Origin of the sequence: Kitasatospora sp. NPDC050543, from assembly GCF_044457565.1 — a bacterium.
In the GTDB taxonomy this organism is placed as follows: Bacteria; Actinomycetota; Actinomycetes; order Streptomycetales; family Streptomycetaceae; genus Kitasatospora.
Window position 1 is genome coordinate 1 of the sequence record NZ_JBITGZ010000019.1, and the last position, 25,664, is coordinate 25,664.

A 25,664-nucleotide genomic window follows, 5' to 3' on the forward strand; every position below is an offset into this window, starting at 1 on the left:
GCGTTGACTTTTGGCACGCTGTTGAGTTCTCAAGGAACGGACACTTCCTTCGAGCCACTCTCGTGAACTCTCCGGGCGCTTCGCTCTTTCGTGTTCCAAGCTTATCAGATGTTTTCCGCTCCGTTTTCCGGAGTTTCGCTTTCCGACTTGCTTTCCGCCGCCCCTCTCGGTGCGACTCCGGAACTCTACGGCCACCCCGCCGCCACAAGCAAATCGCCCCCGCGCCGGTCTCCCGGAGCGAGGGCGATCGTGGTGTCAGCGGACCTCGGTGATCTCCGGGCCGCGCGCGAACGGGTCGAGCGAGGTGCCACCGAAGCGGGCCCCGTCGCCCTCGCCGGCGCCGGCGACGCCGCCGTCGGCGACCATCTGCGCGTCCTCGGGGAGCTTCAGCACGATCGGGTCGCGCGGGGCCATCGGGCTCTCACCGCGGACGACGACGGTCTGCTGGAAGACCTGCTCGAGGATCCCGGCCATCTCCGGCTGCACGGCCGCCTGGCCCGAGATCACACCGCGCAGGAACCAACGCGGGCCGTCACAGCCGACGAAGCGCACGAGCTGGACGCCCTGGGTGCCGTCCGGCAGCTGCACCGGGACCTGGGCGCGGAGGTGCCAGCCCAGCGGGCCCTCCTCCTCCTCGACCAGACCACCCTGCGCGGTGATGCCGTTGGCGATCTCCTCGCGGACCTCGCCCCAGATGCCCTCGGACTTGGGGGCGGCGAAGGCCTGCAACTGGATGGCGCTGTTACCGAGCACGAGCGTGGCGGCCACGATCGAGTCGCCGGCCACCTCCACCCGAAGCTCCATGCCCTCGACCCCGGGAACCAGCAGGCCCCCGAGATCCACGCGGCCCTCCTCCGGCTGCTCCAGCTCGGAGTGGTCCCACGGGCCGTCCGGACGCGGAGCCGGCGGCAGGCCGACCCGGTCACCCGGGTCCAGCTCGGTCACGTTCTCGCTCTCGGAGTCGGCGGAACCTTCGACGTCATCGGCCGTCTCGTCGGCGCTGATGGCGTCGTCGGCGAGCTGCTCGACAGCGTCCTCGCTCTTCTGGCGACGACGGAACACGGTCACTGTCCTTCCCGGTCAAAGACCGACGAGAATATCTGCGAATAGCGTGGGTCCGCTAGACCGCGGCATGGCCACCAGTCGACCCGAACCCGCCTTCGGCACGGGCCGACCCGGGCAGCTCTGCCACCTCGTGGAAGCGGGCCTTCTCGACCTGCTGGATCACCAGCTGGGCGATTCTGTCCCCGCGGCGGAAGCTGACCCCCTCGCGCGGGTCCAAGTTGACGACGATCACCTTGATCTCCCCACGGTACCCGGCATCGACCGTCCCTGGGGCGTTCACCAGTGCAACGCCGCAACGAGCTGCGAGTCCCGAACGCGGGTGCACGAAGGCCGCGTAGCCGTCCGGCAGCGCGACGGCGATGCCGGTGGGCAGCACGATCCGCTCACCGGGGGCCAGTTCGGCGTCGACCGTCGTGCGCAGGTCGGCTCCCGCGTCGCCGGGCTGCGCGTAGGCGGGCAGCGGCAGCTCGGGATCGATTCGCCTGATCAGAACGTCTACCGGCGGGCGGGCGGTGGTGCTCACGGATTCACCTCAAAGGCTTGGGCGCGCTTCATCAGATCGCGGTCGTCCAGGACCTTCTTGATGTCCTGGGGGCGACCGTGCGTAGTGAAGTGTTCCAGCTTCACCTGGATGAAGAGTGCCTGCGCCCGGATCGCCACCGGGCCGCCGGGGCCACCGATCCGCCCCTCCCCCGCGCTGTAGACCTTGCGGCCGTGCACACCCGTCACCCAGGCATGGATGTGCAGGACCGAGTCGACCGGCACCGGACGCAGGAAGTCCGTCTCCAGCCTGCCGGTGACGGCGGGGGCGAGCAGCAGCCAGTTGAGCGTGCCGAGCGTCTCGTCCATGGCGGTGGTCAGCAGGCCGCCGTGGGCCAGGCCGGGACCGCCCTGGTGGAAGGGCCGGACGGTGAGTTCGGCGGTGACGTCCAGGCCCTCGCCGGCGATCGCGTCCAGCCGCAGGCCCGACGAGTGGTGCGGGCCGCAGCCGAAGCACTCGTCGTAGTGGGTGCCGAGCGGCATGCCGGGTGCCGGGGCCCCGGCGGGGCGGGGCGGCAGGACGGCCTCCGCCGGCGGCGTGGTCGGCGAGAGCCGGGTCGGCGGGAGCGGTACCGGCGGCAGGCCGGGCCGCTCGGGCGGGAGGGGCTGTGCGGACTGGCGCTCGGCGGGCTCCTCTGAGCCCTGCGGCGCTGACGGGGAGGCGATGGTTCCGGTCACAGGCGCAAACCCTACCGACCGGTAGCAAGGGCTCGGCCGGGGGTGCGTCCGGTCTCGCGCGCCCCGGCGCCCACAATGGGCTCATGTACGACGAACGCCTCACCGCTCCGCGCTCCTGGTGGCTCCTTCCCGTCGCGCTGGGGTTGACGCTCGCGCTGATCCTGCTGCGGCTCAGCGCGGTCGGTGCGCTGATCGGGCTGGTGGTCGGCATCGCGGCCGGCGCCGCCGCCGTGAGCAGCTACGGCTCGGCCCGGATCAGGGTGGTGCAGGGCTCGCTGGTGGCGGGCCAGGCCCGGATCCCGGTGGAGGCGCTCGGCAAGGCCCACCCGCTGAACCAGGTCGAGGCGGTGGCCTGGCGCGGGGTCAAGGCCGACCCCCGGGCTTTCATGCTGCTGCGCAGCTACGTCCCGACGGCGCTGCGGGTCGAGGTGGTCGACCCGGCCGACCCGACGCCGTACCTGTACCTGTCCACGCGCTCACCCGAGCGGCTGGCGGCTGCGCTGGCCGAGGCCCGGCGTACGGCGGCCTGACGACCGGCCGGGCCGCGCGGGCGGCGTCCCGGCCGGCGGGCCGCGGTGGTCCCGGCTCGAAGAGGCCCGGAGGCCCCTGGGGACAGGGCGCACCCCGGCAGGTGCTGGGGGGCGCCCACCGGGCGGAGCGGGCCCCGGCGCCCGGGCCCGGATACGGAGGAGGGACGGCTCCGCACTGTGCGGGACCGCCCCATGTACTCCGGTACTGCTGTTGACGCGCTGTTCACTGCTCCACGCCGCAGGACTGTCCTGCCGGTGCGGCCGCCGCCTGGGCGACCGCCGGATCTGCCTCCGGCCCCGCTGCCCGGGGCCGGAAGGGGCGGTGTGCCGAGCCCACGCGGAGCGTGGGTCCCGGGCCGAGACCGCCCCGTGCTCAGGCGCCGCAGTCCCGGCAGATCGGGTTGCCGTTCTTCTCGCTGTACAGCTGGCTGCGGTGGTGCACGAGGAAGCAGCTCATGCAGGTGAACTCGTCGGCCTGGCGCGGGAGCACCCGGACCGAGAGCTCCTCGTTCGAGAGGTCGGCGCCCGGGAGCTCCAGTCCCTCGGCCGCCTCGAACTCGTCGACGTCGACCGAGCTGGTCGTCTTCTCGTTCCGCCGAGCCTTGAGTTCCTCGATGCTGTCCTCGTTGAGGTCGTCATCGGTCTTGCGTGGGGTGTCGTAGTCCGTTGCCATTTTTTCGCTCTCCCCCTCCGGGTGTTTGCGGTGTGTGCGGTATCTCCAGCGCACGTAACGCATGGGGGGTCGGTCTTGTGCCCGACCCGAGGCGGAGATTTTGCCTTACTTCAAGCCCTGTTACTCAATCGACACTCAGCCGGGGGGCCGTTGGGGTGATCGAACGAGGACCGGACGGCCTCACTCAGGGCCATCACCGACGAACTGTACGCCCCTTCGGACGGACACCCACAGTGATCGCGCGGCGTGCGAGCCTTCGCCAACTCCCCTGCCCACCAGCATGGACCGCTAACCCCTGCCCGGCGGCCCGGGCGGGCGACCGATCACGGACCGCGACCGGAGTGACGCGGGTCATGATCACCCTACGGGGTCATCCGAACGTGTGGAGCGATGGATTGTGACCTTCGTCACGTTCGAGGAATTTTCGGGGCAAAGTCTGGGAAATCCACCCAGCCCGACGCCCCGTCCAATGCTCCCTCCGACACCCGTCCGGCACCCCGTCGGGCGCCCCGACCGACACCTTCCGGCGCCCTGACCGACGCGTTCGCGGACGACCGGTGGGTTACTTCCGGGCGGCGTTGGCGGCCCGCCGGGCCAGCAGCGCGGCCTGCCGCTCGTCGAACTTGGTCGCCTGCGCGTCCAGTCCGTCGAGGAAGAGTCCGAGCTCCTGCTGGGCCTGCAGGCCCTCCGGGCCGAGGCCGCCGATGTCCATCACCTTGAGGTGGCGCAGCACCGGCTGAAGCACATCGTCGTGGTGGATGCGCAGGTTGTAGATCCCGCCGATGGCGATCTGGGCGGCGGAGCGCTCGAAGCCGGGCATGCCGTGGCCGGGCATCCGGAAGTTGATCACCACGTCGGCGACGGCGCGCATCGCCTGGTCCGGCGCGATCTCCAGGGCGGCCCTCAGCAGGTTCCGGTAGAAGACCATGTGCAGGTTCTCGTCATTGGCGATCTTGGCGAGCAGCTGGTCGCAGAGCGGGTCGCCGGCGAAGTGGCCGGTGTTGCGGTGCGAGATGCGGGTCGCCAGCTCCTGGAAGGCCACGTAGGCGACCGAGTGCAGCATGCTGTGCGCGTTGTCGGACTCGAAGCCCTCGGACATGTGGAACATCCGGGCCCGCTCCAGCTCCACCGGGTCGACGGCCCTGGTGGCGAGCAGGTAGTCACGGATCGCTATTCCGTGCCGGCCCTCCTCGGCCGTCCAGCGGTGCACCCAGGTGCCCCAGGCGCCCTCGCGGCCGAACATGGTGGCGATCTCGTGGTGGTAGCTGGGGAGGTTGTCCTCGGTCAGCAGGTTCACGACCAGCGAGATCCGCCCGAGCGGCGTCACCTTGGACTGCTCCACCGACCACGCCTCACCGCCCAGTACGCCGTCGAAGTCGCGGCCCTGGCTCCACGGGACGAACTCGTGCGGCATCCACTCCTTGGCGACCTTCAGGTGGCGGTTGAGTTCGGTCTCGACCACCTCCTCCAGGGCCAGGATCAGACGCGCGTCGGTCCAGGCGGCCGAACCGGCCGATGCGGTGCGCTGCACGGGTGCGATGGTCACGACTTGCTCCTGAGGGACGGCCTTGCTGACGACGCGGACGGGCTCACTTACGGATGCGTAGGTTACGACACCGTAAGTTGCTCGGACCGGAAATGACAAGCCGCCCCGGGCCAGGGCTTATGCGGTCTTAACAGGCCCGGCCGGGGCGGCTTGGTGTGTGGTGAATCGGTCGCCCCTCGGAGCGCCTCGCGCCCCGAGGGGCACGCAGAGGGCATACAGGGGTGCGTAGCAGCGCGGCGAGCGGTTCAGGCGCCCGGGATACGCACGCGCATCGTCAGACCCCCTCCGGCGCGCGGTGTGGCCTCGATGACGCCGCCGTGGGCGCGGACCACCGAGCGGACGATGGACAGGCCGAGGCCGACGCCCTTGTCGCTGCGGGTCCGGTCGGCGCCCTTGACCCGCCGGAACGGCTCGAAGATGTGCTCCAGCTCGTACCCGGGGACGATCGGTCCGGTGTTGCTCACCACCAGCTCACCGCCCCCGCCGGGCACCTCGTGGGTGGAGATCTCAACCCAGCCGTCGGGCGAGTTGTACCGGACGGCGTTCTGCACCAGGTTGAGGGCGATCCGCTCCAGCAGCACGCCGTTGCCCGAGACGGTGGTCAGGGCGAGCGTGGGGCGCAGCTTGACCTCGCGCCGCTCGGCCTCCGGGCGGATCTGTTCCAGCGCCCGGGTGGCGACCTCGGAGAGCTCGACCGGGCGCCGGTCGAGCAGCTCGTTGTCGCTGCGGGCCAGCAGCAGCAGGCCCTCGACCAGTTGCTCGCTGCGTTCGTTGGTGGCGAGCAGGGTCTTGCCGAGCTGCTGGAGGTCGGCGGAGGCACCGGGGTCGGAGAGCTGTACCTCCAGCAGGGTGCGGTTGATCGCCAGCGGGGTGCGCAGCTCGTGCGAGGCGTTGGCGACGAAGCGTCGCTGGGAGTCGAAGGAGCGGTCCAGGCGGTCGAGCATGTCGTCGAAGGTGTCGGCGAGCTCCTTGAGCTCGTCGTCCGGGCCGTCCAGCTCGATCCGCCGGTGCAGGTCGGAGCTGGCCACCTCGCGGGCGGTACGGGTGATGCGGCCCAGTGGGCGCAGCACCCGGCCGGCCATCGCGTAGCCCGCGGCGAAGGCGATCACGGCGAGGCAGACCAGGACGGTGAGGGACTTGCGCAGCAGGGTGTTGAGGGCGACGTTGGTGGTCGCCGCCTGGCTCTGGATCAGCTGCTGGTTGAACTGCTGGGAGGTCTGGTCCCGGCCGTTGACGTTGATCAGGTCCGGCTGGAAGCGGAATGTCGGCGGGGGGACGTCCTGGAACGCCTGCCGGACGAAGAAGTACATCACCAGCAGCAGGACCACGCCGGCCATCAGGAACATCCCGCCGTAGAGCAGGGTGAGGCGGATGCGGATGGTCGGCCGGAACGGCAGCCAGGCGAGCATCCCGTCACCGGGGGTGTAGAGCTGCGGCTCGTGGATCTTGGGTGGGCGTGGGGGGTGCGGCGGGCGGGGCGGTACGGCGCGGGGGCCGCCGGCGGGCGCGCCGGAGGGCCCGCCGGCCGGGGGCGGGGTGGTCATGGCGTTCCTCTCAGCCAGAATGTCGGACGGCCGGGCGCGGGAGAGCGCCGGCGGCGGGTCAGATCCGGTAGCCGGAGCCGGGGACGGTGACGATGACGGCCGGGTCGCCGAGCTTGCGTCGCAGGGTCATCACGGTGACCCGGACGACGTTGGTGAACGGGTCGGTGTGCTCGTCCCACGCCTTCTCCAGCAGCTGTTCGGCGGAGACCACGGCGCCGCCGGCGCGCATCAGCACCTCCAGCACGGCGAACTCCTTGGGGGCCAGCTGGATCGGCTTGTCGTCGCGGATCACCTCGCGGCGGCCGGGGTCGAGCGAGATGCCGGCGCGCTCCAGGACGGGCGGCAGCGGGACGGTGGCGCGTCGGCCCAGGGCGCGTACCCGGGCGACGAGTTCGCTGAAGGCGAACGGCTTGGGGAGGTAGTCGTCGGCGCCGATCTCCAGGCCCTCGACCCGGTCACTGATGTCGCCGGAGGCGGTCAGCATGATCACCCGGGTGGCCAGGCTCTGCTCCACGATGCTGCGGCAGACGTCGTCCCCGTGCACCAGCGGCAGGTCACGGTCGAGGACGACCACGTCGTAGTCGTTGACCGCGATCCGCTGGAGCGCGGCCTCCCCGTCGTACACCACGTCGACGGCCATGGCCTCGCGGCGCAGGCCGGTCGCGACGGCTTCGGCGAGCAGCTGCTCGTCCTCGACGACGAGTACCCGCACGATGGTTGTCCTTTCTGGAGTCCGGCCCCCGTCCACCGCCCGTGCGGGCCGGCTGTGCGGCGGGCGCGGCGCCGACGGCCACGGCGGGACCGGCGGCCGGCCCCGGGAGCGGACCATTCGACTCCGACGGTGTCTACATCCTGCCTGGTCCGCTCGTAAAGCAGCGGTAAGACCAGCGGATCGGGCTCCCACGGGGCAGGGCGCGGCCACGGGCGGTGGCGGTAGCGGGCGCCCGGGCTCCGATTGGACTGTGACGCGGGCAACTTTCTCAGGGTGGGAGGTTTCCCCGGCCGGGGGGTGGGGAGGACAGGTGCACACCCGCGATCTGGCTGTTGGCCGGTCGCACCCACCCGCCGTGCGTTCATCCGCGCCGGCCTGGGGTTGGATTGTCACCGGGAGTGGCCGTAGGCCGTCTCCGCGCCCGACCGGAGCATTGGCACCGGTTCCGGACGCTTCCGTTGGCCACCGCACTCCGAGCCGGAGAACGCCCGACCGTGCACGTCCGACAAAGTAAGGGGGCCCGTATGGACGCCTTCACCGCCGGAATCCTGCAGCGCATTCAGAACGCCGAACAGGATCTGCACCGCGCCCTCGAGTCCGGGGACGAGTTCCTGGCCGAGGTGGAGCAGTCCGAACTGGACGATCTCCGCCGACTCGCCGCCGAACACGGCGTCGACACGGTGCTGGAGCGGCACCGCAGCGCCGCCTGACCCGAGAGACCCGACCCACCCCACCCAGGGGCCCTGACCGGCCCCGACAGCAGTACCCGAGGGCTCCCAGCGCCCGCGAAACCCAAGCCCTGGCACCTGCCGTGTGCCAGGGCTCTTCGCTGCCCCGATCCGCCCGCCGGGCGGCAGGGGTCCGCTCGCCGGGCGGGGTCAGTCGTGCCAGGCGCCGAGCTCCTCCAGCCTGGCCTGGAGCGGTTCGAAGACGCCGGGCGGCGCGGTGACCGTCAGCTCGCCGTCGGCCTCCCGGCCGGGGCGGCCGCCGGTGCGGGCCCCGGCCTCGGCCGCGATCAGCACACCGGCCGCGCGGTCCCAGGGCTGGAGGCCGCGCTCGTAGAAGCCGTCGAGCCGGCCGGCCGCGACGTCGCACAGGTCGACGGCGGCCGCGCCCGCCCGGCGGATGTCGCGCACCTCGGGCATCAGCGCGAGCAGCACCTCGGCCTGGTGAACGCGCGCGGCCTGGACGTAGTTGAACCCGGTGCCGATCAGCGCCTGGCCCCACGGCGGGGCGGGGCGGGCCGTCAGCGGCCGGCCGCCCAGGTGCGCGCCGCGACCCAGGACGGCGTGGAAGACCTCGTCCCTGGCCGGCACGGCCACCACGCCCACCACCGCGCGCCCGTCCAGCTCGGCGGCCACGCTGACCCCCCAGGAGGGAAGCCCGTAGAGGTAGTTGACGGTGCCGTCGAGCGGGTCGACCACCCAGCGCACCCCGCTGCTGCCCGGCCGGTCGGCGCCCTCCTCGCCGAGGTAGCCGTCCTGCGGGCGGCGGCCGGTGATCAGCTCCAGGACGAGCTTCTCGGAGGCGAGGTCCATCTCGGTGACCACGTCGACCGGGCTGCTCTTGGTGCCGGCCACGCCCAGGTCGGCGGGGCGGCCGTCGCGCAGCAGGTCCCCGGCCTGCCGGGCGGCGTCCAGGGCGACGGCGAGCAGCTCGTCCAGCAGTTCTGGGCTAGGCACGGGTGTGGTCCTCTCGGCGGGTGCGGGGCAGGTCAGGCCTGGGCGGCGGCCGGGCGCGGGGCCCGCGGGTTGGGGCAGCAGGCGACCGCGCAGCGGTCGTGGCTGGGCCCGAGCGCGCCCAGGGCGCAGCGGGTGACGGCCTCGCCGCGCTCGGTGGCGGCCCGCTCCAGCAGGAGTTCGCGCACGGCGGCGGTGAAGCGCCGGTCGGCACCGACGGTGGCGGCCCGGGCGACGGGCAGGCCCAGGTCGGCGGCCTTGGCGCGGGCCTCGGTGTCGAGGTCGTACTTGACCTCCATGTGGTCGGAGACGAAGCCGATCGGCACCATCACCACGGCCGGCGCGCCGGCCCCGTGCACGGCCTCCAGGTGGTCGCAGATGTCGGGTTCCAGCCACGGGATGTGCGGGGCGCCGCTGCGGCTCTGGAAGACCAGTTCCCACGGGCGGTCCTGGACGCCGGTGGCCTGGGCGAGCGCCTCGGCGATGAGCCGGGCGACGTCGAGGTGCTGGGCGACGTACGCGCCGCCGGGGGTGTCCCGGGCCGGGTCGCCGGGCGCGCCGGAGCTCTGCGCCATGCTCTCGGGGATGGAGTGGGTGGTGAACGCCAGCCGGGCCTCGTCGCGGACGGCGGCGGGCAGCTCGGCGAGCGCGGCGAGCGTCGCGTCGATCATCGGGCCGACGAAGCCGGGGTGGTTGTAGAAGTGCCGCAGCTTGTCGACCCGCAGCGGCGCCACGCCCTCGTCGGCGAGCTGCGCCAGCGCGTCGGCCAGGTTCTCGCGGTACTGGCGGCAGCCGGAGTAGCCGGCGTACGCGCTGGTGCAGAGCACCGCGATGCTGCGGTGGCCGTCGGCGGCCAGCTCGCGCAGGGTGTCGGTCAGGTACGGGGCCCAGTTGCGGTTGCCCCAGTAGACCGGCAGGTCCAGGCCGTGCTCGGCGAAGTCCTTGCGCAGCGCGGCGAGCAGCTCGCGGTTCTGCTCGTTGATCGGGCTGACGCCGCCGAACAGGAAGTAGTGCTTGCCGACCTCCTGGAGCCGCTCCTTGGGGATGCCCCGGCCCCGGGTCACGTTCTCCAGGAACGGGACGACGTCCTCGGGGGCCTCGGGCCCGCCGAAGGAGAGGAGCAGCAGCGCGTCGTAAGGGGCGGCGCCGGAAGGTGAGGGTTTGCGCGCGTCGGACATGGGACTGATCCTGCCACTGTCGGCGTCGGGCGGGCCGACGCGCCCGCGCCCCGAGACCGGCATATCTCGATTGCCAGGGTACGTAAGCTGTGTACGCCAGCTATGTTCCTTACCCTCAACCGCGGAGCCCCAGTGCTGTCCAGCTACCGCCAGATCTTCGCCGCCCCCGGCAGTCTGGCCTTCTCGCTCACCGGCTTCATAAGCCGGCTGCCGATCTCGATGACCGGCATCGGCATCGTGACCATGCTCTCCCAGCTCCGCGGCTCCTACGGGGTGGCGGGCGCGGTCTCGGCGGTGCTGGCGCTGGCGGCGGCCGTGGCGGGCCCGCAGGTCTCCCGGCTGGTGGACCGCTACGGGCAGCGCCGGGTCGCCCTGCCCGCGACCGCGATCACCATCGCGGCCGCCGCCGGCCTGCTGCTCTGCGCCCGTCTGGACGCGCCGGACTGGACGCTCTTCGTCTGCGCGGCCGCCATGGGCGGCATGCCGAGCACCGGCGCGATGGTCCGGGCCCGCTGGGCGTACCTGTACAGCGACGAGGCGCCCAAGCTGCACACCGCGTACTCCTTCGAGGCCGTGATGGACGAGGTCTGCTTCATCGTCGGCCCGATCCTCGCCATCGGCCTGGCCACCGCGGTCTTCCCGGAGGCCGGCGTGCTGCTCGCGGGCGTGTTCCTGAGCGTGGGCATGGTGCTGTTCACCGCGCAGCGCCGCACCGAGCCGCCCGTGCACCCGGCGGCCCACCACACCGGCGGCTCGGCGATCCGCAACGCCGGGCTCCAGGTCCTGGTGCTGACCTTCGTCGCGACCGGCGCGATCTTCGGCTCGGTGGAGGTGGTCACCGTGGCGTTCGCCCAGGAGCAGGGGCACACCGCCGCCGCCAGCCTGGTGCTCGCCCTGTACGCGCTGGGCTCCTGCCTGGCCGGGGTGGTCTTCGGGACGCTGCGGCTCAAGGGCTCGATGGCCGGGCGATTCCTCGGCGGCGTCGCCGTGATGGCGGTGAGCATGATCCCGCTGGTCGTGGTGGCCGAGACCGTCACCGGCATCGCCGGGCTGGTCTCGATCGGCGCCGCGCTGTTCCTGGCCGGCATCTCCATCTCGCCCACCCTGATCACCGCGATGGCCCTGGTCGAGCGGCTCGTCCCGGCCGCGCAGCTCACCGAGGGGATGACCTGGACGACCACCGGCCTCGCCCTGGGCGTCGCGCTCGGCTCCTCGGCGGCGGGCTGGATGGTGGACGCGGCGGGCGCCCCGGCCGCGTACTGGGTGCCCGTCAGCGCCGCCGCGTTCGGTGCGCTGACCGCGCTGGCGGGTCTGGGAAGGCTGCGCTCCGGGCTGCCGGAGGCGGACGCCGAAGGGCCCGCACTGACCGTAGACCTGGAACGGTGAACTGACTACGCTCCTGCTACCCACGGGTAGGCGGGGACCTGCCGCCCGGAGCGCGCCGACCTCGTTCGGCCACGTAGCAGGAGGCACCGCATGTCTCAGGCCACCACCGCCGGGAGCTGGACCAACTGGGCCGGCAACCAGAGCGCCCGCCCCGCCGAGGTCCTCGCGCCGGCCTCGGCGGCCGAACTGGGCGAGATCGTCCGCCGGGCCGCGCAGGCCGGGCGGACGGTCAAGGCGGTCGGCTCCGGACACTCCTTCACCGCCATCGCCGGCGCGGGCGACGGCGTCCTGATCCGTCCCGACGCCCTCACCGCCGTCCGTGAACTGGACCACGCCGCCGGGACGGTCACCGTCGAGTCGGGCCTGCCGCTCGCGCGCCTCAACCGGCTGCTGGAGGCCGCGGGTCTGGCCCTGACCAACATGGGCGACATCGAGGTCCAGACCGTGGCCGGCGCCACCAGCACCGGCACCCACGGCACCGGCCGGGACTCCGGCTCACTCGCCGCGCAGATCAGGGCCCTGGAGATCGTCCTCGCGGACGGCAGCGTGCAGCAGTGCTCACCGACCGAGCAGCCCGAACTCTTCCAGGGCGCACGCCTGGGCCTCGGCGCCCTCGGCGTGATCAGCGCGATCACCTTCGGCGTCGAACCGGCCTTCCTGCTCACCGCCCGTGAACAGCCCATGCGCTTCGGCGAGGTACTCGCGGGGCTGGACGAGCTGACGGCCGTCAACGAGCACTTCGAGTTCTACTGGTTCCCGCACACCGACCGCTGCTCCACCAAGCGCAACAACCGAAGCCAGGGGCCGGCCGCGCCGCTGCCCGCGTTCAAGGCCTGGCTGGACGACGACTTCCTCTCCAACACCGTCTGGGAGGGCGCCTGCCGGATCGGCCGCCGCTGCCCCGCCGCCATCCCGGCGATCGCCGCGCTCGCCAGCCGCGCCTGGTCGGAGCGCACCTACACCGACACCGCGTACCGGGTGTTCACCAGCCCCCGCAGGGTGCGTTTCACGGAGATGGAGTACGCCGTGCCGCGCGCGGCCGTCGTCGAGGTGCTGCGCGAGCTCAAGGCGCTCGTCGAGCGCTCGCGCTGGCGGATCAGCTTCCCGGTGGAGGTGCGCTTCGCGCCCGCGGACGACCTCTGGCTCTCCACCGCCAGCGGCCGCGACAGCGCCTACATCGCCGTCCACCTCTACCGGGGCACCGCCGAGCAGGGCTACTTCACGGAGGTGGAGAAGTTGATGACCGCCTACCGGGGGCGGCCGCACTGGGGCAAGCTGCACACCCGGGACGCCGGGTACCTGGCCGGCGTCTACCCGCATTTCGCCGACTTCACCGCGCTGCGGGACAAGGTCGACCCGAGCCGGCTGTTCGGCAACGACCACCTGCGGCGGGTGCTCGGCGAGTAGGCCCGCGCCCCGGCCGCGCCGGGGCGCGGACGGTCAGGGCGCCGGCGCACCCGGGGAGGCATCAACACCCCCCCCCCGGCCAGTACGGCACTTTCTCGGTCAAGTCGCTCTATTCTTCCAAACCAGGACACAAGGGGCGGAAATCCGGTTCCACTCGGTCGATATATGTGAAGATGATCACCGTGGGCCGGGCGGGTGGTCGGCCATTGGGGTGCCCGCTCTTGAGATTCCCGTGAATCGCGGGAGACTTGAGCGGCGAGCCGCCCCTCCCGATGCCACGAATGGAGTACTGTTCGTGGAGCCTGAGCCTTCGGTCAACTTGTCGACTACCCATCAACCGGTAGATCGCCCAAGGACTACGGGCCAGGTACGCACGGCGACGCCCGTCCCGGATCGTCGCTCCACTCCAGGTGCGAGGACGGCCGGGACACCCAGGCGCGACGTCGATCAGTGACGTGGCAAAAAGGCAACCGTGCCACAGCGGCTGACTCGGGCGACAGCCCGACACGCCGGGGAACTCAGCAAGGTTGTGGCCAGTCGCGAGTGGGCAGGCCACACTCAGTACGGGAGCAGCGACGCAGGTGACGTCGGCAGGCACCACCCGGGAGGTAACCGTGCCCGAACTGCGCGTCGTGGCCGTCAGCAACGACGGCACACGGCTGGTGCTCAAGGCTGCCGACAGCACGGAGTACACCCTCCCCATCGACGAGCGGCTGCGCGCCGCCATCCGCGGGGACCGCCCGCGCCTCGGCCAGATCGAGATCGAGGTCGAGAGCCACCTGCGGCCCCGCGACATCCAGGCGCGGATACGAGCCGGTGCCTCCGCCGAGGAGGTGGCCCAGGCAGCGGGCATCTCGGTCGACCGGGTCCGCCGCTTCGAAGGCCCCGTGCTCGCCGAGCGTGCCTTCATGGCCGAGCGGGCCAGGAAGACCGCCATCCGCCGGCACGGCGAATCCACCGGACCGCAGCTCGGCGAGGCCGTCGCGGAGCGGCTCGCCCTGCGCGGCGCCGAGAAGGACACCGAGCGCTGGGACTCCTGGCGCCGCGACGACGGCACCTGGGAGGTCATCCTCGGGTACCGCGCCGACGGCGAGGGCCGCAGCGCCAGCTGGACGTACGACCCGCCCCGCCGCCTGGTCCAGCCCAACGACGACGAGGCCCGCGCGCTGATCGGCGAGAACGTCGAGCGCGAGGAGGAACAGGTCTTCCCGTTCATCCCGCGGATCGCCCGGCTCCCGCACGAGCGTCCGCTGCGCCCGATGATCGATCGGCCCTCGGCGGACCGGATCATGTCGGCGCGTGAGGTACGGGAGTCCCGTGAGGCCACGGCCGAGTCCCGGGACTCGCTGACCAGCCTGCTGGACGTGGTGCCCGCCTTCCGCGGGGACCTCGCGGCCGGTCCGGCCCAGATCGAACCGGTGGCGCCGCCCGAGGTCGCCGAGGAGAGCGAGGAGCCGGCCGCCCCCGCCGCCAACATCGGCGCGGGCTCGGCGTACGCGGACATCCTGATGCCGCGTGCGGTCGCCCCGCACCGCGAGCGGCTGGTCGGCACGACGGACCGTCAGGCCGAGGCGGACGGCGTCCGCCCCGGGCGTCGGGCGACGGTACCCAGCTGGGACGAGATCGTCTTCGGCAGCCGCCGCAAGAAACAGGAGTAGTACCGCGCGTGGAGTGGGAAGTCGGCCGGTCCGACTTCCCACTCCACGGCACGTACGGGTCCGCGGGTCAGCCCGGCTGGGGGCCGGTGGCGGCGGGGCGGGCCGGGTCGCCGGACCACTCGCTCCATGAGCCCGGGTAGAGGGCGGCGCGGTGGCCGGCGATCTCCAGGGCGAGGATCTGGTGAGCCGCCGTCACCCCGGAACCGCAGTACACCGCGACCTCCCGCTCGCCCGCGCCCAGCGCGCGGAAGCGCTCCGCGAGGGCCGCGGGCGCCAGGAAGCGGCCGTCCGAACCCACGTTCGCGGCGGTCGGGGCGCTCACCGCGCCGGGGATGTGCCCCGCGCGCGGGTCGATCGGCTCCACCTCGCCCCGGTAGCGCTCGCCCGCGCGGGCGTCCAGCAGCAGACCGGTCCTGGCGAAGCCGGCGGCCTGGTCGGCGTCGAGGGTCGGCAGCTGCCCGGGGACGGGCTTGAAGTCGCCCTCGGCGGGCGCGGGGAGCGCCGTCGAGAGCGACTGACCGGCCGCGCGCCAGGCGGCCAGGCCGCCGTCCAGCACCCGGACGTCCCGGTGCCCGGCCCAGCGCAGCAGCCACCAGGCCCGGGCCGCCGAGGTCGCCGGGCCCGCGTCGTACACGACCACCGGTACGCCGGTGCCGACCCCGGCCCGGCGCAGCGCCCGGCCGAGCGCCTCGGGGTCGGGCAGCGGGTGCCGGCCGGCCGCGCCGGGCGGAGCGGCGAGTTCACGGTCCAGGTCGAGGAAGTGGGCGCCCGGCAGGTGCCCGGCCGCGTACTCCTCGGCACCGGGCGGGCCGCCCAACTGCCAGCGCACGTCGAGCAGTACGGGCGTCCGGGCGGAGCCGAGGGCCCGGGCGAGGTCGCCGACCGAGATCAGCGGGGAGTCCGGTCCGGAGTCCGGCGGGAGGTCCTGGGAGAAGCTGTCCATGCCGGCCATTGTCGCGCGGCGTGCTCGTCCCCCGGCTCTTTGTGCGGTCTTTGCCAGGAATTCCCGCGCGGCCCGTCGGCGGCACCGGCGCGTTGGTGGAACCATCACCCTCACACGCGCACCGGGCGCGTCGACCGCCCCTGTGAGGAGGCCCGCCATGCCCGCGGTGAAAGTCCGCCTGGCCCAGGGCACACCCTGCTGGGTGAGCCTGATGACCGGCGATCTGCAGGGCGCCCAGGCGTTCTACGGCGCCCTGTTCGACTGGGAGTACTCCCCCGGGCCCGCCCAGCTGGGCGCGTACGTGCGGGCCAGTCTGGGCGGCGCCAAGGTGGCCGGCCTCGGGATCTCCCCCGGCGGGACCGGCCTGCCGGTGGAGTGGACGACCTACCTCGCGGTGGACAGCGCCGACGAGGTCTCCCAGCGGATCCGCGAGTGCGGCGGCACGCTGGCAGTCGGCCCGTTGCAGGCCGAGCGGGCCGGGCGGCTGGCCATCGCGGCGGACCTGTCGGGTGCGGTCTTCGGCATCTGGCAGGGTGAGGAGCATCTGGGCTGGGAGGTGGTCGGCGAGCCGGGCGCCCCGGCCTGGGCGGAGCTGGTGACCGCCGACGAGGCCGGCGCCGCCTCGTTCTACCGCGCCGTGCTTGGCCGGCCCGGCGCCGGGGGCGGGGAGGATCCGCAGGGGCCGCCGGCGGCCGGGATCCGGCGCAGCACCGAGCTGCGCGGCCGCCCGCCGCGCTGGCGGGTCTGCTTCGCCGTCGCCGACACCGATCTGACGGCACGCCGGGCCGAGGGGCTGGGCGGGCGGGTGCTGGTCGAGCCGTACGAGAGCGCGCAGGGCCGTGCCGCCCGGCTGGCGGACCCGCAGGGCGGGCACTTCTCGGTGGTCGGGCCGAGCCGCTCGAACTGAACCGCGGGCGCCGGGCGCCGGCCCCAGGCGCCGGGATCGGGCTCAGGCCTGCTGGCCCTCGAAGGGCAGGACGTCCGGGGAGATCACGGCGGCGCGGGCGGTCGCGGCGGTCAGGCGCCGGCGGTGGTGGCGGCGGCAGAGCACCTCGTAGCCGATCTCGTCCTCGTTGACGCTGATGTCGCCGACCACGACCTGCGCGCCCTCGACGACCATCACGCCGCCGACCGTCCGGGCGTTGTGGGTGGCCCGGGCACCGCACCAGCAGAGCGCCTCCACCTGGAGCACCTCGACCCGGTCCGCGAGTTCGATCAGGCGCTGCGAGCCGGGGAAGAGCCGGGTGCGGAAGTCGGTGGTGATCCCGAAGGTGAAGACGTCGATGCCCAGTTCGTCGACCACCCGGGCGAGCTGGTCGACCTGCTCGGCGGCGTAGAAGTTCGCCTCGTCGCAGATCAGGTAGTCCACCCGGCCGCCCGCCGAGAGCAGGTGCACCACGTGCGCGTGGAAGTCGAAGTCGTCGCTCACCTCGACGGCGTCCGCACGCAGGCCGAGCCGGCTGGAGATGGTGGACGCGCCGGCCCGGTCGTGGCGGGAGAAGATGATCCCCTGCCGGCCGCGGGCGGCGTGGTTGTGGTCCAGCTGGAGGGCGAGCGTCGACTTGCCGCAGTCCATCGTGCCCGAGAAGAACACCAGTTCAGCCATGGGTGGTGCAGAGGCCTTTCGGATCATTCGGATCAGGGGGTTCAGGCACGGGCTTCGAGCAGCGGCACGTACTGCTCGACCGGGGTCATCGAGCCGTGCAGGCCGATCATCGTCGACTCGCCGGGCTCGCTGCGGGAGGCGATCACCGCGATGTCGTCGCGGGCGGCCGCGACCACGTCGCCGATCCGGTGGTAGACCCGGTCGTCGATCACCGGACCGAACCAGCCGGCCGCGATCGCCTGGTCCCGGGTGGCCACCCACATCCGGTCGCCGAGCACCTCGCTCCACACCGTGTGGACGTCGGCGGCCGCGCCGGGCACCGCGTAGACGTGCCGGGCCCGGCCCTCGCCGCCGAGCAGGGCGACGCCCGCGCCGAGCTCCCAGTCCTCGTCGAAGTCGATCCGGTCCTCGGGCGCGATGTCGATCATGCCGTGGTCTGCGGTGACGTACATCGCCGAGCGCGGCGGCAGCTGCCGGGCCAGCCGCTCGGCCAGCCGGTCCACCGTGTTGAGCGTCATCCGCCACTCGTCCGAGTCGACGCCGAAGCGGTGCCCGGCACCGTCCAGCTCACTGACGTACGTGTACACCAGCGCCCGGTCGTGCTCGCCGAGCCACTGCGCGGCGAGGTCCATCCGCTCCTCGCCGGTGGTGCGGCCCAGGAACGTCCCGCCGGAGAGCGCGACCCTGGTCAGCGGCGTCTGCGCGAACAGCGGGGAGGAGACCTGGCAGGTCGCCACCCCGGCCGCGTGTACCTGCTCGAAGACCGTCGGGTACGGCTGCCAGGCGCCCGGATCGGTCGGCGGCTGCCAGCGCAGCTGGTTCATCAGGTACCCGGCGCCGGGCACCGCCACCGTGTAGCCCGCCAGGCCGTGCAGGCCCGGCGGCAGGCCGGTGCCGACCGAGGCCAGCGAGGTCGCCGTGGTGGACGGGAAGCCCGCCGTGAGCGGACGGCCGGTGTTGCCCAGCGAGGTGGCGAGCAGCGAGGTCAGGAACGGCGCGTACTCGGGGTGGCGCAGCAGCAGCTCCCAGCCCAGGCCGTCCACCAGGAAGACGCAGGCCCGGTCGGCGGGCGCGATCGGCAGCGTCGCGGTGAACCCGGGCACGCCGAGGCCGGCCGCCACCGAGGGCAGCAGGTCGCTGAGCGAGCCGCTGCCGTACGGGGGCGCCGGGGCGCCGGCGGGGTCGAGGATCTCGAAGGAGTCGTAGCCGCTGGGGGGTGCGAGTGTCATCGTGGTGTGGCCGGTCCTCGTCCGCGCTCAGACCCGGGGGCCGCTGGTGATCGTCGCCTCGGACAGTGCCCGGGCGAAGACCAGCGCCTGGGCGACCGTCTCCGGGCCGTCGCCGGCCTCGCTGACCCGCAGTGACAGGTCGTCAGCCGTGGCCGAGCCGGTGTAGCCGTGGTCGGCCTCGCAGTTCGGGTCCGAGCAGCCGGCCGGTTCGAGGTCCAGGCGCTGCACCGCACCCCAGCCGATGGTCAGCACCACCTCGCGGGGCAGCGTCCCCGGGGTGTACGTCTCCGGGTTGGAGACCATCCGGCTGAGCACCACCGAGCCGATCCGGTCCAGCCGGACGCTCTCGGTGGAGGTGGTCGCGTACGGCACCGGGCTGTTCGCGTCGCCGGCCTGCTCGTCGGTGTGGCTGACCACGAAGCGGGTCGGCGTGAGGACCAGCACGGTCACGTGCCGGCGGACCTCGTTGGCGTCGAAGGTGGTCTCCTGGTGCACCAGGTAGGAGCTGATCGGCTCCGGACCCACCGCGGACTCGACCGCCTCGGACACCAGGGCCGGGTAGTAGCCGCTGCGCTCGATAGCCGAGCGCAGGTCCTGTGTGGTGGTGGTACCGGTCTTCGCCATAACTCCATCCTGGCATGGTCCGCCGCGGAAGCAGGCGCCGCGGCGCTGGACTTCCCGGCAGCAGCGCCCCTGGATGGGGCGCAACCAAGGAAGGTTACAGGGTGCTCATGGCGCGCGGACCCAGATCGCTGCGCACGGGCAGGGGTGCGAGCCGCACCCGCGCCCCCAGGATCGCCAGCCCGTGCGGGGCCACGACCACGGGTTCGAGGTCCAGCGAGGCGACCTCGGGCAGGTCGTCGACCAGGCGGGACACCCTGAGCAGCAGTTCCTCCAGGGCCGCGGTGTCGACCGCTTCGGCGCCGCGCCAGCCGAACAGCAGCGGGGCCGCACGGACCTCGCGGATGAGACTCGCCACATCCTGGTCGGTGGCGGGCACCAGGCGGTGGGCGACGTCACCCAGCAGTTCGGCGGGGGCGCCGGCCAGGCCGAAGGAGAGGATGGTGCCGACCGCCGGGTCCACGGTGGCGCCGATCACGGTGTCCACGCCGCGCGGGGCCAGCCGCTGGACGACCAGCTGGGCCTGGGCGGCGCCGCCGAGCAGGGCGTCCAGCTCGCGGTGGGCCCGGCGCAGGCCCGGCTCGCCGGTGAGGTCGAGGCGGACGCTGCCGAGGTCGGGGCGGTGGCGCAGGTGTGCGGCGGTGGCCTTCAGTGCGACGGGGTAACCGAGGGTGGCGGCGGCGCGCAGGGCGCTCTCCTCGTCCGGGGCGGGCAGGGTCGGGTGGACGTCGATGCCGTAGCGGGCGAGCAGCGCGGTGGCGTCCGGGTCCGGGAGGAGGATCGGCGCGCCCGCTCCCTGACCCCGGGCGAGCAGGGTGCGGCGGGTGACCCCGCCGGACAGCCTGGTGGTGGGCGCCGGCCGGGCCGGGCGGCTGCTGAGGGCGCGCTCGACCAGGGCACGGGCGGCGGCCTCCTCGATCCGGTCGAGTTCGGGGACGCGGGCGGTCTGCTCGGCCTCGGCGGTACGACGGCGCCAGTCGGCGTAGCGGACGGCCTGCGCGAGGGCGTGCACGGCTCGCTCGGGCGCCGGGTAGGCGGGTAGCCGGCCCTGCCTGAGCCGGGCCGGGAGGTCGGTCAGGGCCAGGTGCGCGAGCAGCAGGGGCTTGCCCAACTCCTTCGCCCGGACGGCGGATTCGAGCAGGGCCTCGGCGATCTCGGGGTCGTCGGAGCCGAGGTCCGCGGAGTGCAGCCGGCCGCCCATGAAGGCGTGCGCGGAGGTGCCGATCGGGGGGATGGCCACGGCGATCACGGCGTCCACGGCCGGGTCGCCGAGCGCGACGTCCAGCGCTATCCGGAAGTTCTCGCCGGTGGCACCGGTGGTGAGGTCGACGGGGGTGCGCGGGCGCAGCCCGGCGCTGAGGCAGGCGTCGTGGGTGAGCAGCCCCAGTGAGTCGGAGTTGCCGACGACCGCGACCCGGTCGCCGGGCGGCAGCGGCTGCTGGGCGAGCAGTTCGGCGGTGTCGAACAGCTCGGTGATCGTCTCCACCCGCAGTACGCCGGCCTGCTGGAAGAGCGCGTCGACGGTGGCATCGCGCAGGCCTCCGGCGGCGGACTCGACGGCGTGGCCCGGCGGCAGGCTGCCGGTGTGCCGGGCGCCCTTGACCACCACGACGGGCTTGGCGGCGGCCAGCCGCCTGGCGATCCGGGTGAACTTGCGGGGGTTGCCGAAGGACTCCAGGTACAGCAGGACGACCTCGGTGGCCTCGTCCTCCTCCCAGTACTGGAGCAGGTCGTTGCCGGAGACGTCGGCGCGATTGCCGACCGAGGCGAAGGACGACACCCCCAGGCCCCGCCGGTGGGCGGCCTCCAGCAGGGCGACGCCGATCGCGCCGGACTGGCAGAAGATCCCGAAGCCGCCGCGCCGGGGCAGGACCGGGGCGAGCGAGGCGTTGAGCGGGCGCTCCCGGTCGGTGTTGATCAGGCCGAAGGCGTTCGGGCCGATCACCCGCATCCCGGCGGCCCGGGCCTGGCGGACCAGCGCCCGCTGGCGCTCGCGCCCCTCGGAGCCGGTCTCGGCGTACCCGGCGGTGAGCACCACCAGGCCCTGGACGCCGTGCGCGCCGCACTCGCCGACGGCGACGGGCACCGCCGCGGTGGGGACGGCGATCACCGCGAGGTCCACCGGGCCGGGGATCTCCAGCACCGAGCGGTACACCGGCACGCCGTCCAGGACGGTGCCGGGCAGCGCGTTGCGGTTCACCGCGTACACCGGGCCGTGGAAGCCGGCCAGGTCGCGCAGGACCGCGCGGCCGACGGTCTGCGGGTTGCGCGAGACGCCGAGGACGGCGACCGAGCGCGGGGTGAGCAGCCGCTGGACGGAGCGGGCCTCGGCGCGGTGCTCGCGGGCGCGCATCACGGCGAGTGAGGCGGCGGTGGGTTCGAGGTCGAACTCCAGGTGCACGACGCCGTCGGCGATGCTGCGCTGCTGGACGTAGCCGGCGTCGGTGAAGACCTTCACCATCTTGCGGTTCTCCGGCAGCACCTCGGCGATGAAGCGGCGGATCCCGCGCTCCTGCGCGACGGCGGCGATGTGCTCCAGCAGCGCGGAGGCGACGCCCCGGCCCTGGTGGGCGTCCTGGACCAGGAAGGCGACCTCGGCGTCGGTACCGGCGTCGCTGGGGCGCCCGGCGGAGTCGATCCGGTCGTAGCGGACGGTGGCGATGAAGCGGTCGCGGACGACGACGGCCAGGCCCACCCGGTTGACGTAGTCGTGGTGGGTGAAGCGCCGGACGTCACGATCGGAGAGCCGGGGGTACGGCGCGAAGAAGCGGAAGTACTTGGACTGCTCGGAGACCTGCTCGTAGAACTCGACCAGGCGGCCGGCGTCGGCGGTGGTGATCGGGCGGATCCGGGCGGTGCCGCCGTCGCGCAACAGGACGTCGGCCTCCCAGTGCCGGGGGTAGCCCGGCTCCTCGGTCGGCTTCTCGTCGGCCTGCCTGACCTGCGGTACCGGGGAGTCCTCCACACCCGTCAGGCTAGCGGGCGGCGCGGCGGTTGGCTGCGGGCGTGCGGCGGCGAAGGTGACGGCGGGAGTGACGGCCGGGGGTGGCCGGGGAGTGGCCGGGGAGTGGCGTACGGCGAAGGGTGGTGGTCGCCGGGTGCGGGTGGTGGCCCGGCGCGGGCAGAGGTCATGCCCGGCGTGGGCGGGTCGTGGTCCCGAGTTGCGGACGCGGCGGCGCGACAGGCCCGAGCGCATGCAACACTGGTCTAGACAACATGGCCGCACCCCAGAGCGGCCGTGAACCAGCATCACCGGAAAGGCACGTCTCATGGCTGAGCGCCGCGTCACCATCGGTTGGGCCGAGGGCCTGCACGCCCGTCCCGCCTCGATCTTCGTCCGCGCCGTGACGGCCACGGGCGTGCCGATCACCATCGCCAAGCCGGGCGGCACCCCGGTGAACGCCGCCTCCATGCTCGGCCTGCTCGGCCTGGGCGCCCAGGGCGGCGAGGAGGTCGTCCTGGCCTCCGACGCCGAGGGCGCCGACGCGGCTCTGGACCGCCTCGCCAAGCTCGTCCAGGAGGGCCTGGACGAGCTCCCCGCCGCCTGAGCCCACGCGCACGCGAAGCCCGCACCCCGCCCGGGGGTGCGGGCTTCGCACATGCCCCGGCGCGCAACCCCGGGCCGAAGTCCCTCGGTCCGGAGTCTTGTCGGGTGGCACCGCCCTCCCTAATGTGAACCTTCAAATCACGGGATGTGCAGGGCTTCGAATCGCCTGGAGCACAATTTGAACGATCAAACACAGCCAGGCCAAGACCGAACGGCCTTACCCGACCACGCACCGGGCTACCTGGACTTCGCCAGGATCGGCCCGCTCTCCCCGCCGGCCGACGCCGCACTCACCGCCGCCTCCCGGCTCGCCACCCGCGTCGACCCCGCCGACGTCGACCGCCTCTTCGGCCTCGCCGACACCACCCGCGCCCGCGCCGCCCGGCTGCTCGGCGCCGCGCCCCACGAGATCACCCTCGCCCCGTCCACCAGCCATGGCCTGTTCACCGTCGCCGCCGCCCTCCCCCACCACGGCACCCTGCTCGTGCCGCGCGGCGAGTTCCCCGCCAACCTCTACCCCTGGCTGCGCTTCGCCGCCCGCGGCGGCCCCGCCGTACGGGCCATCGGCACCCCCCCTGCACCGCCACATCACCCCCGACCTGCTGCGCCGCCACCTCACCCCCGACGTCACCGCCCTCTCCGTCAGCGCCGTCGACTCCCTCACCGGCCACCTCGCGCCACTCGCCGACCTCAAGGAACTCCTCGGCCCCGACCGGCTGCTGATCGTCGACGCCATCCAGGGCCTGGGCTGCGTCCCCCTCGAACCGGACGCCGCCGACATCCTCGTCAGCGGCGGCCAGAAGCGGCTGCGCGCCGGCTGGGGCACCGCCCTGCTGCTGATCCGCGACCGCTGCGCCGCCCGACTGCACCCCGGCCTCGGCGGCTGGGCCGGCGCCACCGACCCCTTCGCCGAGCACCACCCCGCGCCCTCGCTGCCCGGCACCGCCGCCCACCTCGCCACCAACCCCCACTACCCGGCCGCCGCCGCCCTCGGCGCAGCCCTCGACGACCTGCTCGCCACCGGCCCCCGGGCCGTCGGTGCCCGCATCCGCGACACGCTCGGCCTGCTGCTCGACCACGCCCGCCGGGCCGGCGCCAAGGTCCTGCTCGACGACCTCGCACCGCACGAACGCGGCGGCATCGGCGCGTTCCACCTGCCCGGCCACGACCCCGCCGCCGTCCACGACGCCCTGCAGGCCGCCGGGGTGATCACCACCCGCCGCGCGCAGTGGATCCGCCTCTCCCCGCACACCTCCACCACCCCCGCCGCCGCCCAGCTGCTCACCGAGGCCCTGCGCGGCCTCACCCGCCCGCGCACCACCGCCCCGCCGACCACGGGCCCGCGCACCACCCCGCCGCTCACCCACCCGCGTACCGAGGAGCCGATATGACCCACCAGCTGAACCGCCGTCAACTGCTCAGGTACGCCGCCGCCACCACCGCGGGCCTCGGCCTCACCTCCTGCGGCGGCGGCTCCGGCAGCGGCGGCGGGGACGGAGCGAGCGGCCGGATCACCGTCTGGAGCTGGACCACCGCCGCCGAAGCCCTGCGCGTCGTCGTCCCCGACTTCCAGCGGGACAACCCCGACATCCAGGTCGACATCCAGGACGTCGGCCACCCCGCCATCTGGGACAAGATCACCGTCGGCCTGGCCTCCGGCGGCAAAGGCCTCGCCGACGTCCTGCACATCGGCGTCGACTACCTCCCCGGCTACCTGGAGAAGTTCCCCACCGGCCTCGCCGACTCCACGAAGCCGCCATGGTCGACGGCGCCGGCCCCGTCCGCCGCTTCACCGCCATCACCATCCCCCAGCTACGGCCCATCCTGCTGCTCACCGTGGTGCTCTCCACCATCGGCACCCTGCAGCTCTTCGACGAACCGTACGTACTCACCGGCGGCGGCCCCGACAACGCCACCCTCACCGTCACCATGTACCTCTACAACAACGGCTTCAAGTACTTCGGCTTCGGCTACGCCTCCGCGCTGGCCTACGCCCTGGCACTGATCGTCTCCGCGCTCGGCGTCCTCCAGGTCAAGCTGATGGGAGAACGCCGGTGAAACACCGCGGCCCACTCCTCACCCTGCTGCTCGCCGGCGCCTTCGGCCTCTGCGTAGGCCCCTTCTACTGGCTCGCCGTCGCCGCCACCCAGGACGACGAGGACATCTTCGCCTGGCCCCCCAGACTCCTCCCCGGCGGCCACCTCGCCGACAACCTGCACGGACTCCAGCAGTCCATCGGCCTCAGCCGCGTCCTGCTCAACACCTCGACTCCTACCAGTCGGTGATCCTCCCCGGGCTGGTCACCCCGTTCGGCATCTTCCTGATGCGCCGGGCCCTGCGCTCCATGCCCGACGAACTCCTCGACGCCGCCGGCGAACTGCGCGTCCTGTGGCGGATCGTCATCCCCGTCAACCGGCCCGTCATCGCGGCCCTCGCCCTGTTCGTCTTCCTCGGCGGCTGGAACCAGTTCGTCTGGCCGCTGATCGCGCTGCGCAGCCCCGAGATGTACACCCTGCCCGTCGCCACCGCGACCCTCCAGGGCCTGTCCACCACCGACTACGGCCAGGTGCTGCTCGCCGGCGCCATCGCCGCCGTCCCCGTGATGGCCCTCTTCCTGCTCCTCCAACGCCAGTTCATCTCCGGCCTGCTCGCCGGCGCCACCAAGGAGTGACCACCCTTGACCACCGACCAGCCACCGGCCGCCGACCGGACCCCAAACACCTCGGCCCCCTCGGCCATATCAGCCATATCAGCAGCCGGGCAGCTTCCGCCGGTCTGGCAGCCCGGCAACCCCGCGCTCCCCGCCACCCGCAGCTCACTCACCCTCTTCGCCACCGGCCGCCCCCTCGACCTCCACCTCAGCGCACCCGACCCCACCGACCTGCACACCACCCTCACCGAGCCCGGCGAAGGCATCGCCCACATCGAGGTCCGGGCCACCGCACCCACCACCGTCCGCGCCGAATGGCGCCTGCCCTGCCTCGACGCCACCGCCTACTGGACCCCCGACACCAGCGCCTCCCGCTGGCTGCCGCCCTCCTGGACCACCCCCCCACACCGTCTCCCTCGCCCTCGGCGCACCCGTCGCCGCCCTCATCGCCACCGGCGACCGCTCCCGGTGC

25 protein-coding genes are annotated in these 25,664 nt (G+C 73.3%); 11 read left to right on the forward strand and 14 right to left on the reverse strand.

Annotated elements, in window-relative coordinates:
* Positions 1 to 255: 255 nt before the first annotated feature.
* Genes ACIBH3_RS22700 through ACIBH3_RS22710 form a run of 3 tightly spaced genes read right to left on the reverse strand, consistent with a single transcriptional unit; the run spans position 256 to position 2,088 of the window.
* Complete coding sequence (locus tag ACIBH3_RS22700) at positions 256 to 1,062, reverse strand: DUF3710 domain-containing protein (RefSeq protein ID WP_396313858.1); 807 nt, start codon at positions 1,060 to 1,062, stop codon at positions 256 to 258.
* Between the two features lie 58 nt (positions 1,063 to 1,120).
* Positions 1,121 to 1,588, reverse strand: coding sequence for a dUTP diphosphatase (gene dut, locus ACIBH3_RS22705; protein ID WP_396313859.1), 468 nt, complete (start codon positions 1,586 to 1,588; stop codon positions 1,121 to 1,123).
* A complete protein-coding gene (locus tag ACIBH3_RS22710) occupies positions 1,585 to 2,088 on the reverse strand; it encodes a PaaI family thioesterase (protein WP_396313973.1) in 504 nt (167 codons plus the stop codon). Before ACIBH3_RS22710 ends, dut begins: the two co-directional genes overlap by 4 nt.
* 278 nt (positions 2,089 to 2,366) lie before the next feature.
* On the opposite strand from ACIBH3_RS22710, the gene ACIBH3_RS22715 reads away from it, so the two are divergent.
* Positions 2,367 to 2,813 (forward strand): DUF3093 domain-containing protein, encoded by a 447-nt coding sequence (locus tag ACIBH3_RS22715; protein ID WP_396313860.1) that lies wholly within the window; start codon positions 2,367 to 2,369, stop codon positions 2,811 to 2,813.
* A gap of 373 nt (positions 2,814 to 3,186) precedes the next feature.
* Here the strand turns inward: ACIBH3_RS22715 and ACIBH3_RS22720 are convergent, their stop codons facing one another.
* From ACIBH3_RS22720 to ACIBH3_RS22735, 4 genes are all read right to left on the reverse strand, one after another.
* A complete protein-coding gene (locus ACIBH3_RS22720; RefSeq protein ID WP_396313861.1) occupies positions 3,187 to 3,486 on the reverse strand; it encodes a DUF4193 domain-containing protein in 300 nt (99 codons plus the stop codon).
* A gap of 562 nt (positions 3,487 to 4,048) precedes the next feature.
* Positions 4,049 to 5,032 carry an acyl-ACP desaturase gene (locus tag ACIBH3_RS22725; protein ID WP_396313862.1) on the reverse strand — a complete coding sequence of 328 codons (984 nt, stop codon included), beginning with the start codon at positions 5,030 to 5,032 and terminating at the stop codon, positions 4,049 to 4,051.
* Between the two features lie 245 nt (positions 5,033 to 5,277).
* Positions 5,278 to 6,576 (reverse strand): sensor histidine kinase, encoded by a 1,299-nt coding sequence (locus ACIBH3_RS22730; RefSeq protein ID WP_396313863.1) that lies wholly within the window; start codon positions 6,574 to 6,576, stop codon positions 5,278 to 5,280.
* Between the two features lie 58 nt (positions 6,577 to 6,634).
* Positions 6,635 to 7,288 carry a response regulator transcription factor gene (locus tag ACIBH3_RS22735; protein ID WP_396313864.1) on the reverse strand — a complete coding sequence of 218 codons (654 nt, stop codon included), beginning with the start codon at positions 7,286 to 7,288 and terminating at the stop codon, positions 6,635 to 6,637.
* 524 nt (positions 7,289 to 7,812) lie between these two features.
* Between ACIBH3_RS22735 and ACIBH3_RS22740 the strand changes: the two genes are divergently transcribed.
* Complete coding sequence (locus ACIBH3_RS22740) at positions 7,813 to 7,998, forward strand: hypothetical protein (RefSeq protein WP_396313865.1); 186 nt, start codon at positions 7,813 to 7,815, stop codon at positions 7,996 to 7,998.
* A 168-nt stretch (positions 7,999 to 8,166) separates the two neighbouring features.
* On the opposite strand, the gene ACIBH3_RS22745 is transcribed toward ACIBH3_RS22740, so the two are convergent.
* Both ACIBH3_RS22745 and ACIBH3_RS22750 read right to left on the reverse strand, forming a co-directional pair.
* Positions 8,167 to 8,970: an inositol monophosphatase family protein gene (locus tag ACIBH3_RS22745; RefSeq protein ID WP_396313866.1), complete on the reverse strand. Its 804-nt coding sequence runs from the start codon at positions 8,968 to 8,970 to the stop codon at positions 8,167 to 8,169.
* Between the two features lie 32 nt (positions 8,971 to 9,002).
* The gene (locus ACIBH3_RS22750) at positions 9,003 to 10,145 is read right to left on the reverse strand and encodes a ferrochelatase (protein WP_396313867.1); all 1,143 of its coding nucleotides are present in this window, start codon (positions 10,143 to 10,145) and stop codon (positions 9,003 to 9,005) included.
* A gap of 132 nt (positions 10,146 to 10,277) precedes the next feature.
* Between ACIBH3_RS22750 and ACIBH3_RS22755 the strand changes: the two genes are divergently transcribed.
* From ACIBH3_RS22755 to sepH, 3 genes are all read left to right on the forward strand, one after another.
* Positions 10,278 to 11,531, forward strand: a complete 1,254-nt coding sequence (locus ACIBH3_RS22755; RefSeq protein ID WP_396313868.1) for an MFS transporter — start codon at positions 10,278 to 10,280, stop codon at positions 11,529 to 11,531.
* Between the two features lie 90 nt (positions 11,532 to 11,621).
* Positions 11,622 to 12,938 (forward strand): D-arabinono-1,4-lactone oxidase, encoded by a 1,317-nt coding sequence (locus ACIBH3_RS22760; RefSeq protein ID WP_396313869.1) that lies wholly within the window; start codon positions 11,622 to 11,624, stop codon positions 12,936 to 12,938.
* Between the two features lie 581 nt (positions 12,939 to 13,519).
* The gene (gene sepH, locus ACIBH3_RS22765) at positions 13,520 to 14,596 is read left to right on the forward strand and encodes a septation protein SepH (protein WP_396313870.1); all 1,077 of its coding nucleotides are present in this window, start codon (positions 13,520 to 13,522) and stop codon (positions 14,594 to 14,596) included.
* Between the two features lie 67 nt (positions 14,597 to 14,663).
* Here the strand turns inward: sepH and ACIBH3_RS22770 are convergent, their stop codons facing one another.
* On the reverse strand, positions 14,664 to 15,539 hold the full coding sequence (locus ACIBH3_RS22770) for a sulfurtransferase (protein WP_396313871.1): 876 nt from the start codon (positions 15,537 to 15,539) through the stop codon (positions 14,664 to 14,666).
* Positions 15,540 to 15,696: 157 nt separating this feature from the next.
* On the opposite strand from ACIBH3_RS22770, the gene ACIBH3_RS22775 reads away from it, so the two are divergent.
* The gene (locus ACIBH3_RS22775; protein WP_396313872.1) at positions 15,697 to 16,446 is read left to right on the forward strand and encodes a VOC family protein; all 750 of its coding nucleotides are present in this window, start codon (positions 15,697 to 15,699) and stop codon (positions 16,444 to 16,446) included.
* 42 nt (positions 16,447 to 16,488) lie between these two features.
* Here the strand turns inward: ACIBH3_RS22775 and ACIBH3_RS22780 are convergent, their stop codons facing one another.
* From ACIBH3_RS22780 to ACIBH3_RS22795, 4 genes are all read right to left on the reverse strand, one after another.
* Entirely contained in the window at positions 16,489 to 17,145 is a 657-nt protein-coding gene (locus ACIBH3_RS22780; protein WP_396313873.1) for a thymidine kinase, read from the reverse strand.
* Between the two features lie 41 nt (positions 17,146 to 17,186).
* On the reverse strand, positions 17,187 to 18,374 hold the full coding sequence (locus ACIBH3_RS22785; RefSeq protein ID WP_396313874.1) for an alkaline phosphatase family protein: 1,188 nt from the start codon (positions 18,372 to 18,374) through the stop codon (positions 17,187 to 17,189).
* Between the two features lie 27 nt (positions 18,375 to 18,401).
* Positions 18,402 to 18,998 carry a DUF5998 family protein gene (locus ACIBH3_RS22790; RefSeq protein WP_396313875.1) on the reverse strand — a complete coding sequence of 199 codons (597 nt, stop codon included), beginning with the start codon at positions 18,996 to 18,998 and terminating at the stop codon, positions 18,402 to 18,404.
* 94 nt (positions 18,999 to 19,092) lie between these two features.
* Positions 19,093 to 21,960, reverse strand: coding sequence for a GNAT family N-acetyltransferase (locus ACIBH3_RS22795; RefSeq protein ID WP_396313876.1), 2,868 nt, complete (start codon positions 21,958 to 21,960; stop codon positions 19,093 to 19,095).
* 304 nt (positions 21,961 to 22,264) lie between these two features.
* Between ACIBH3_RS22795 and ACIBH3_RS22800 the strand changes: the two genes are divergently transcribed.
* The 5 genes from ACIBH3_RS22800 (at position 22,265) to ACIBH3_RS22820 (ending at position 25,213) form a co-directional block, all read left to right on the forward strand.
* Positions 22,265 to 22,543: an HPr family phosphocarrier protein gene (locus tag ACIBH3_RS22800; protein ID WP_396313877.1), complete on the forward strand. Its 279-nt coding sequence runs from the start codon at positions 22,265 to 22,267 to the stop codon at positions 22,541 to 22,543.
* Positions 22,544 to 22,976: 433 nt separating this feature from the next.
* On the forward strand, positions 22,977 to 23,933 hold the full coding sequence (locus ACIBH3_RS22805; protein ID WP_396313878.1) for an aminotransferase class V-fold PLP-dependent enzyme: 957 nt from the start codon (positions 22,977 to 22,979) through the stop codon (positions 23,931 to 23,933).
* A gap of 367 nt (positions 23,934 to 24,300) precedes the next feature.
* Positions 24,301 to 24,600 (forward strand): carbohydrate ABC transporter permease, encoded by a 300-nt coding sequence (locus ACIBH3_RS22810; RefSeq protein ID WP_396313879.1) that lies wholly within the window; start codon positions 24,301 to 24,303, stop codon positions 24,598 to 24,600.
* Positions 24,597 to 24,827 (forward strand): hypothetical protein, encoded by a 231-nt coding sequence (locus ACIBH3_RS22815; RefSeq protein WP_396313880.1) that lies wholly within the window; start codon positions 24,597 to 24,599, stop codon positions 24,825 to 24,827. The genes ACIBH3_RS22810 and ACIBH3_RS22815 overlap by 4 nt, the downstream gene beginning before the upstream one ends.
* On the forward strand, positions 24,824 to 25,213 hold the full coding sequence (locus tag ACIBH3_RS22820; protein WP_396313881.1) for a carbohydrate ABC transporter permease: 390 nt from the start codon (positions 24,824 to 24,826) through the stop codon (positions 25,211 to 25,213). Before ACIBH3_RS22815 ends, ACIBH3_RS22820 begins: the two co-directional genes overlap by 4 nt.
* Positions 25,214 to 25,664: the final 451 nt, after the last annotated feature.

Excerpts from the sequence above, each read along its gene's own strand:
- ACIBH3_RS22750 (WP_396313867.1), bottom strand. The coding sequence starts at position 10,145 with ATGTCCGACGCGCGCAAACCCTCACCTTCCGGCGCCGCCCCTTACGAC.
- ACIBH3_RS22740 (WP_396313865.1), top strand. The coding sequence starts at position 7,813 with ATGGACGCCTTCACCGCCGGAATCCTGCAGCGCATTCAGAACGCCGAA.
- ACIBH3_RS22760 (WP_396313869.1), top strand. The coding sequence starts at position 11,622 with ATGTCTCAGGCCACCACCGCCGGGAGCTGGACCAACTGGGCCGGCAAC.
- ACIBH3_RS22810 (WP_396313879.1), top strand. The coding sequence starts at position 24,301 with ATGGTCGACGGCGCCGGCCCCGTCCGCCGCTTCACCGCCATCACCATC.
- ACIBH3_RS22775 (WP_396313872.1), top strand. The coding sequence starts at position 15,697 with ATGCCCGCGGTGAAAGTCCGCCTGGCCCAGGGCACACCCTGCTGGGTG.
- ACIBH3_RS22710 (WP_396313973.1), bottom strand. The coding sequence starts at position 2,088 with ATGCCGCTCGGCACCCACTACGACGAGTGCTTCGGCTGCGGCCCGCAC.
- ACIBH3_RS22800 (WP_396313877.1), top strand. The coding sequence starts at position 22,265 with ATGGCTGAGCGCCGCGTCACCATCGGTTGGGCCGAGGGCCTGCACGCC.
- ACIBH3_RS22720 (WP_396313861.1), bottom strand. The coding sequence starts at position 3,486 with ATGGCAACGGACTACGACACCCCACGCAAGACCGATGACGACCTCAAC.
- ACIBH3_RS22790 (WP_396313875.1), bottom strand. The coding sequence starts at position 18,998 with ATGGCGAAGACCGGTACCACCACCACACAGGACCTGCGCTCGGCTATC.
- ACIBH3_RS22770 (WP_396313871.1), bottom strand. The coding sequence starts at position 15,539 with ATGGACAGCTTCTCCCAGGACCTCCCGCCGGACTCCGGACCGGACTCC.
- ACIBH3_RS22805 (WP_396313878.1), top strand. The coding sequence starts at position 22,977 with ATGGCCTGTTCACCGTCGCCGCCGCCCTCCCCCACCACGGCACCCTGC.
- ACIBH3_RS22730 (WP_396313863.1), bottom strand. The coding sequence starts at position 6,576 with ATGACCACCCCGCCCCCGGCCGGCGGGCCCTCCGGCGCGCCCGCCGGC.
- ACIBH3_RS22715 (WP_396313860.1), top strand. The coding sequence starts at position 2,367 with ATGTACGACGAACGCCTCACCGCTCCGCGCTCCTGGTGGCTCCTTCCC.
- ACIBH3_RS22785 (WP_396313874.1), bottom strand. The coding sequence starts at position 18,374 with ATGACACTCGCACCCCCCAGCGGCTACGACTCCTTCGAGATCCTCGAC.
- ACIBH3_RS22780 (WP_396313873.1), bottom strand. The coding sequence starts at position 17,145 with ATGGCTGAACTGGTGTTCTTCTCGGGCACGATGGACTGCGGCAAGTCG.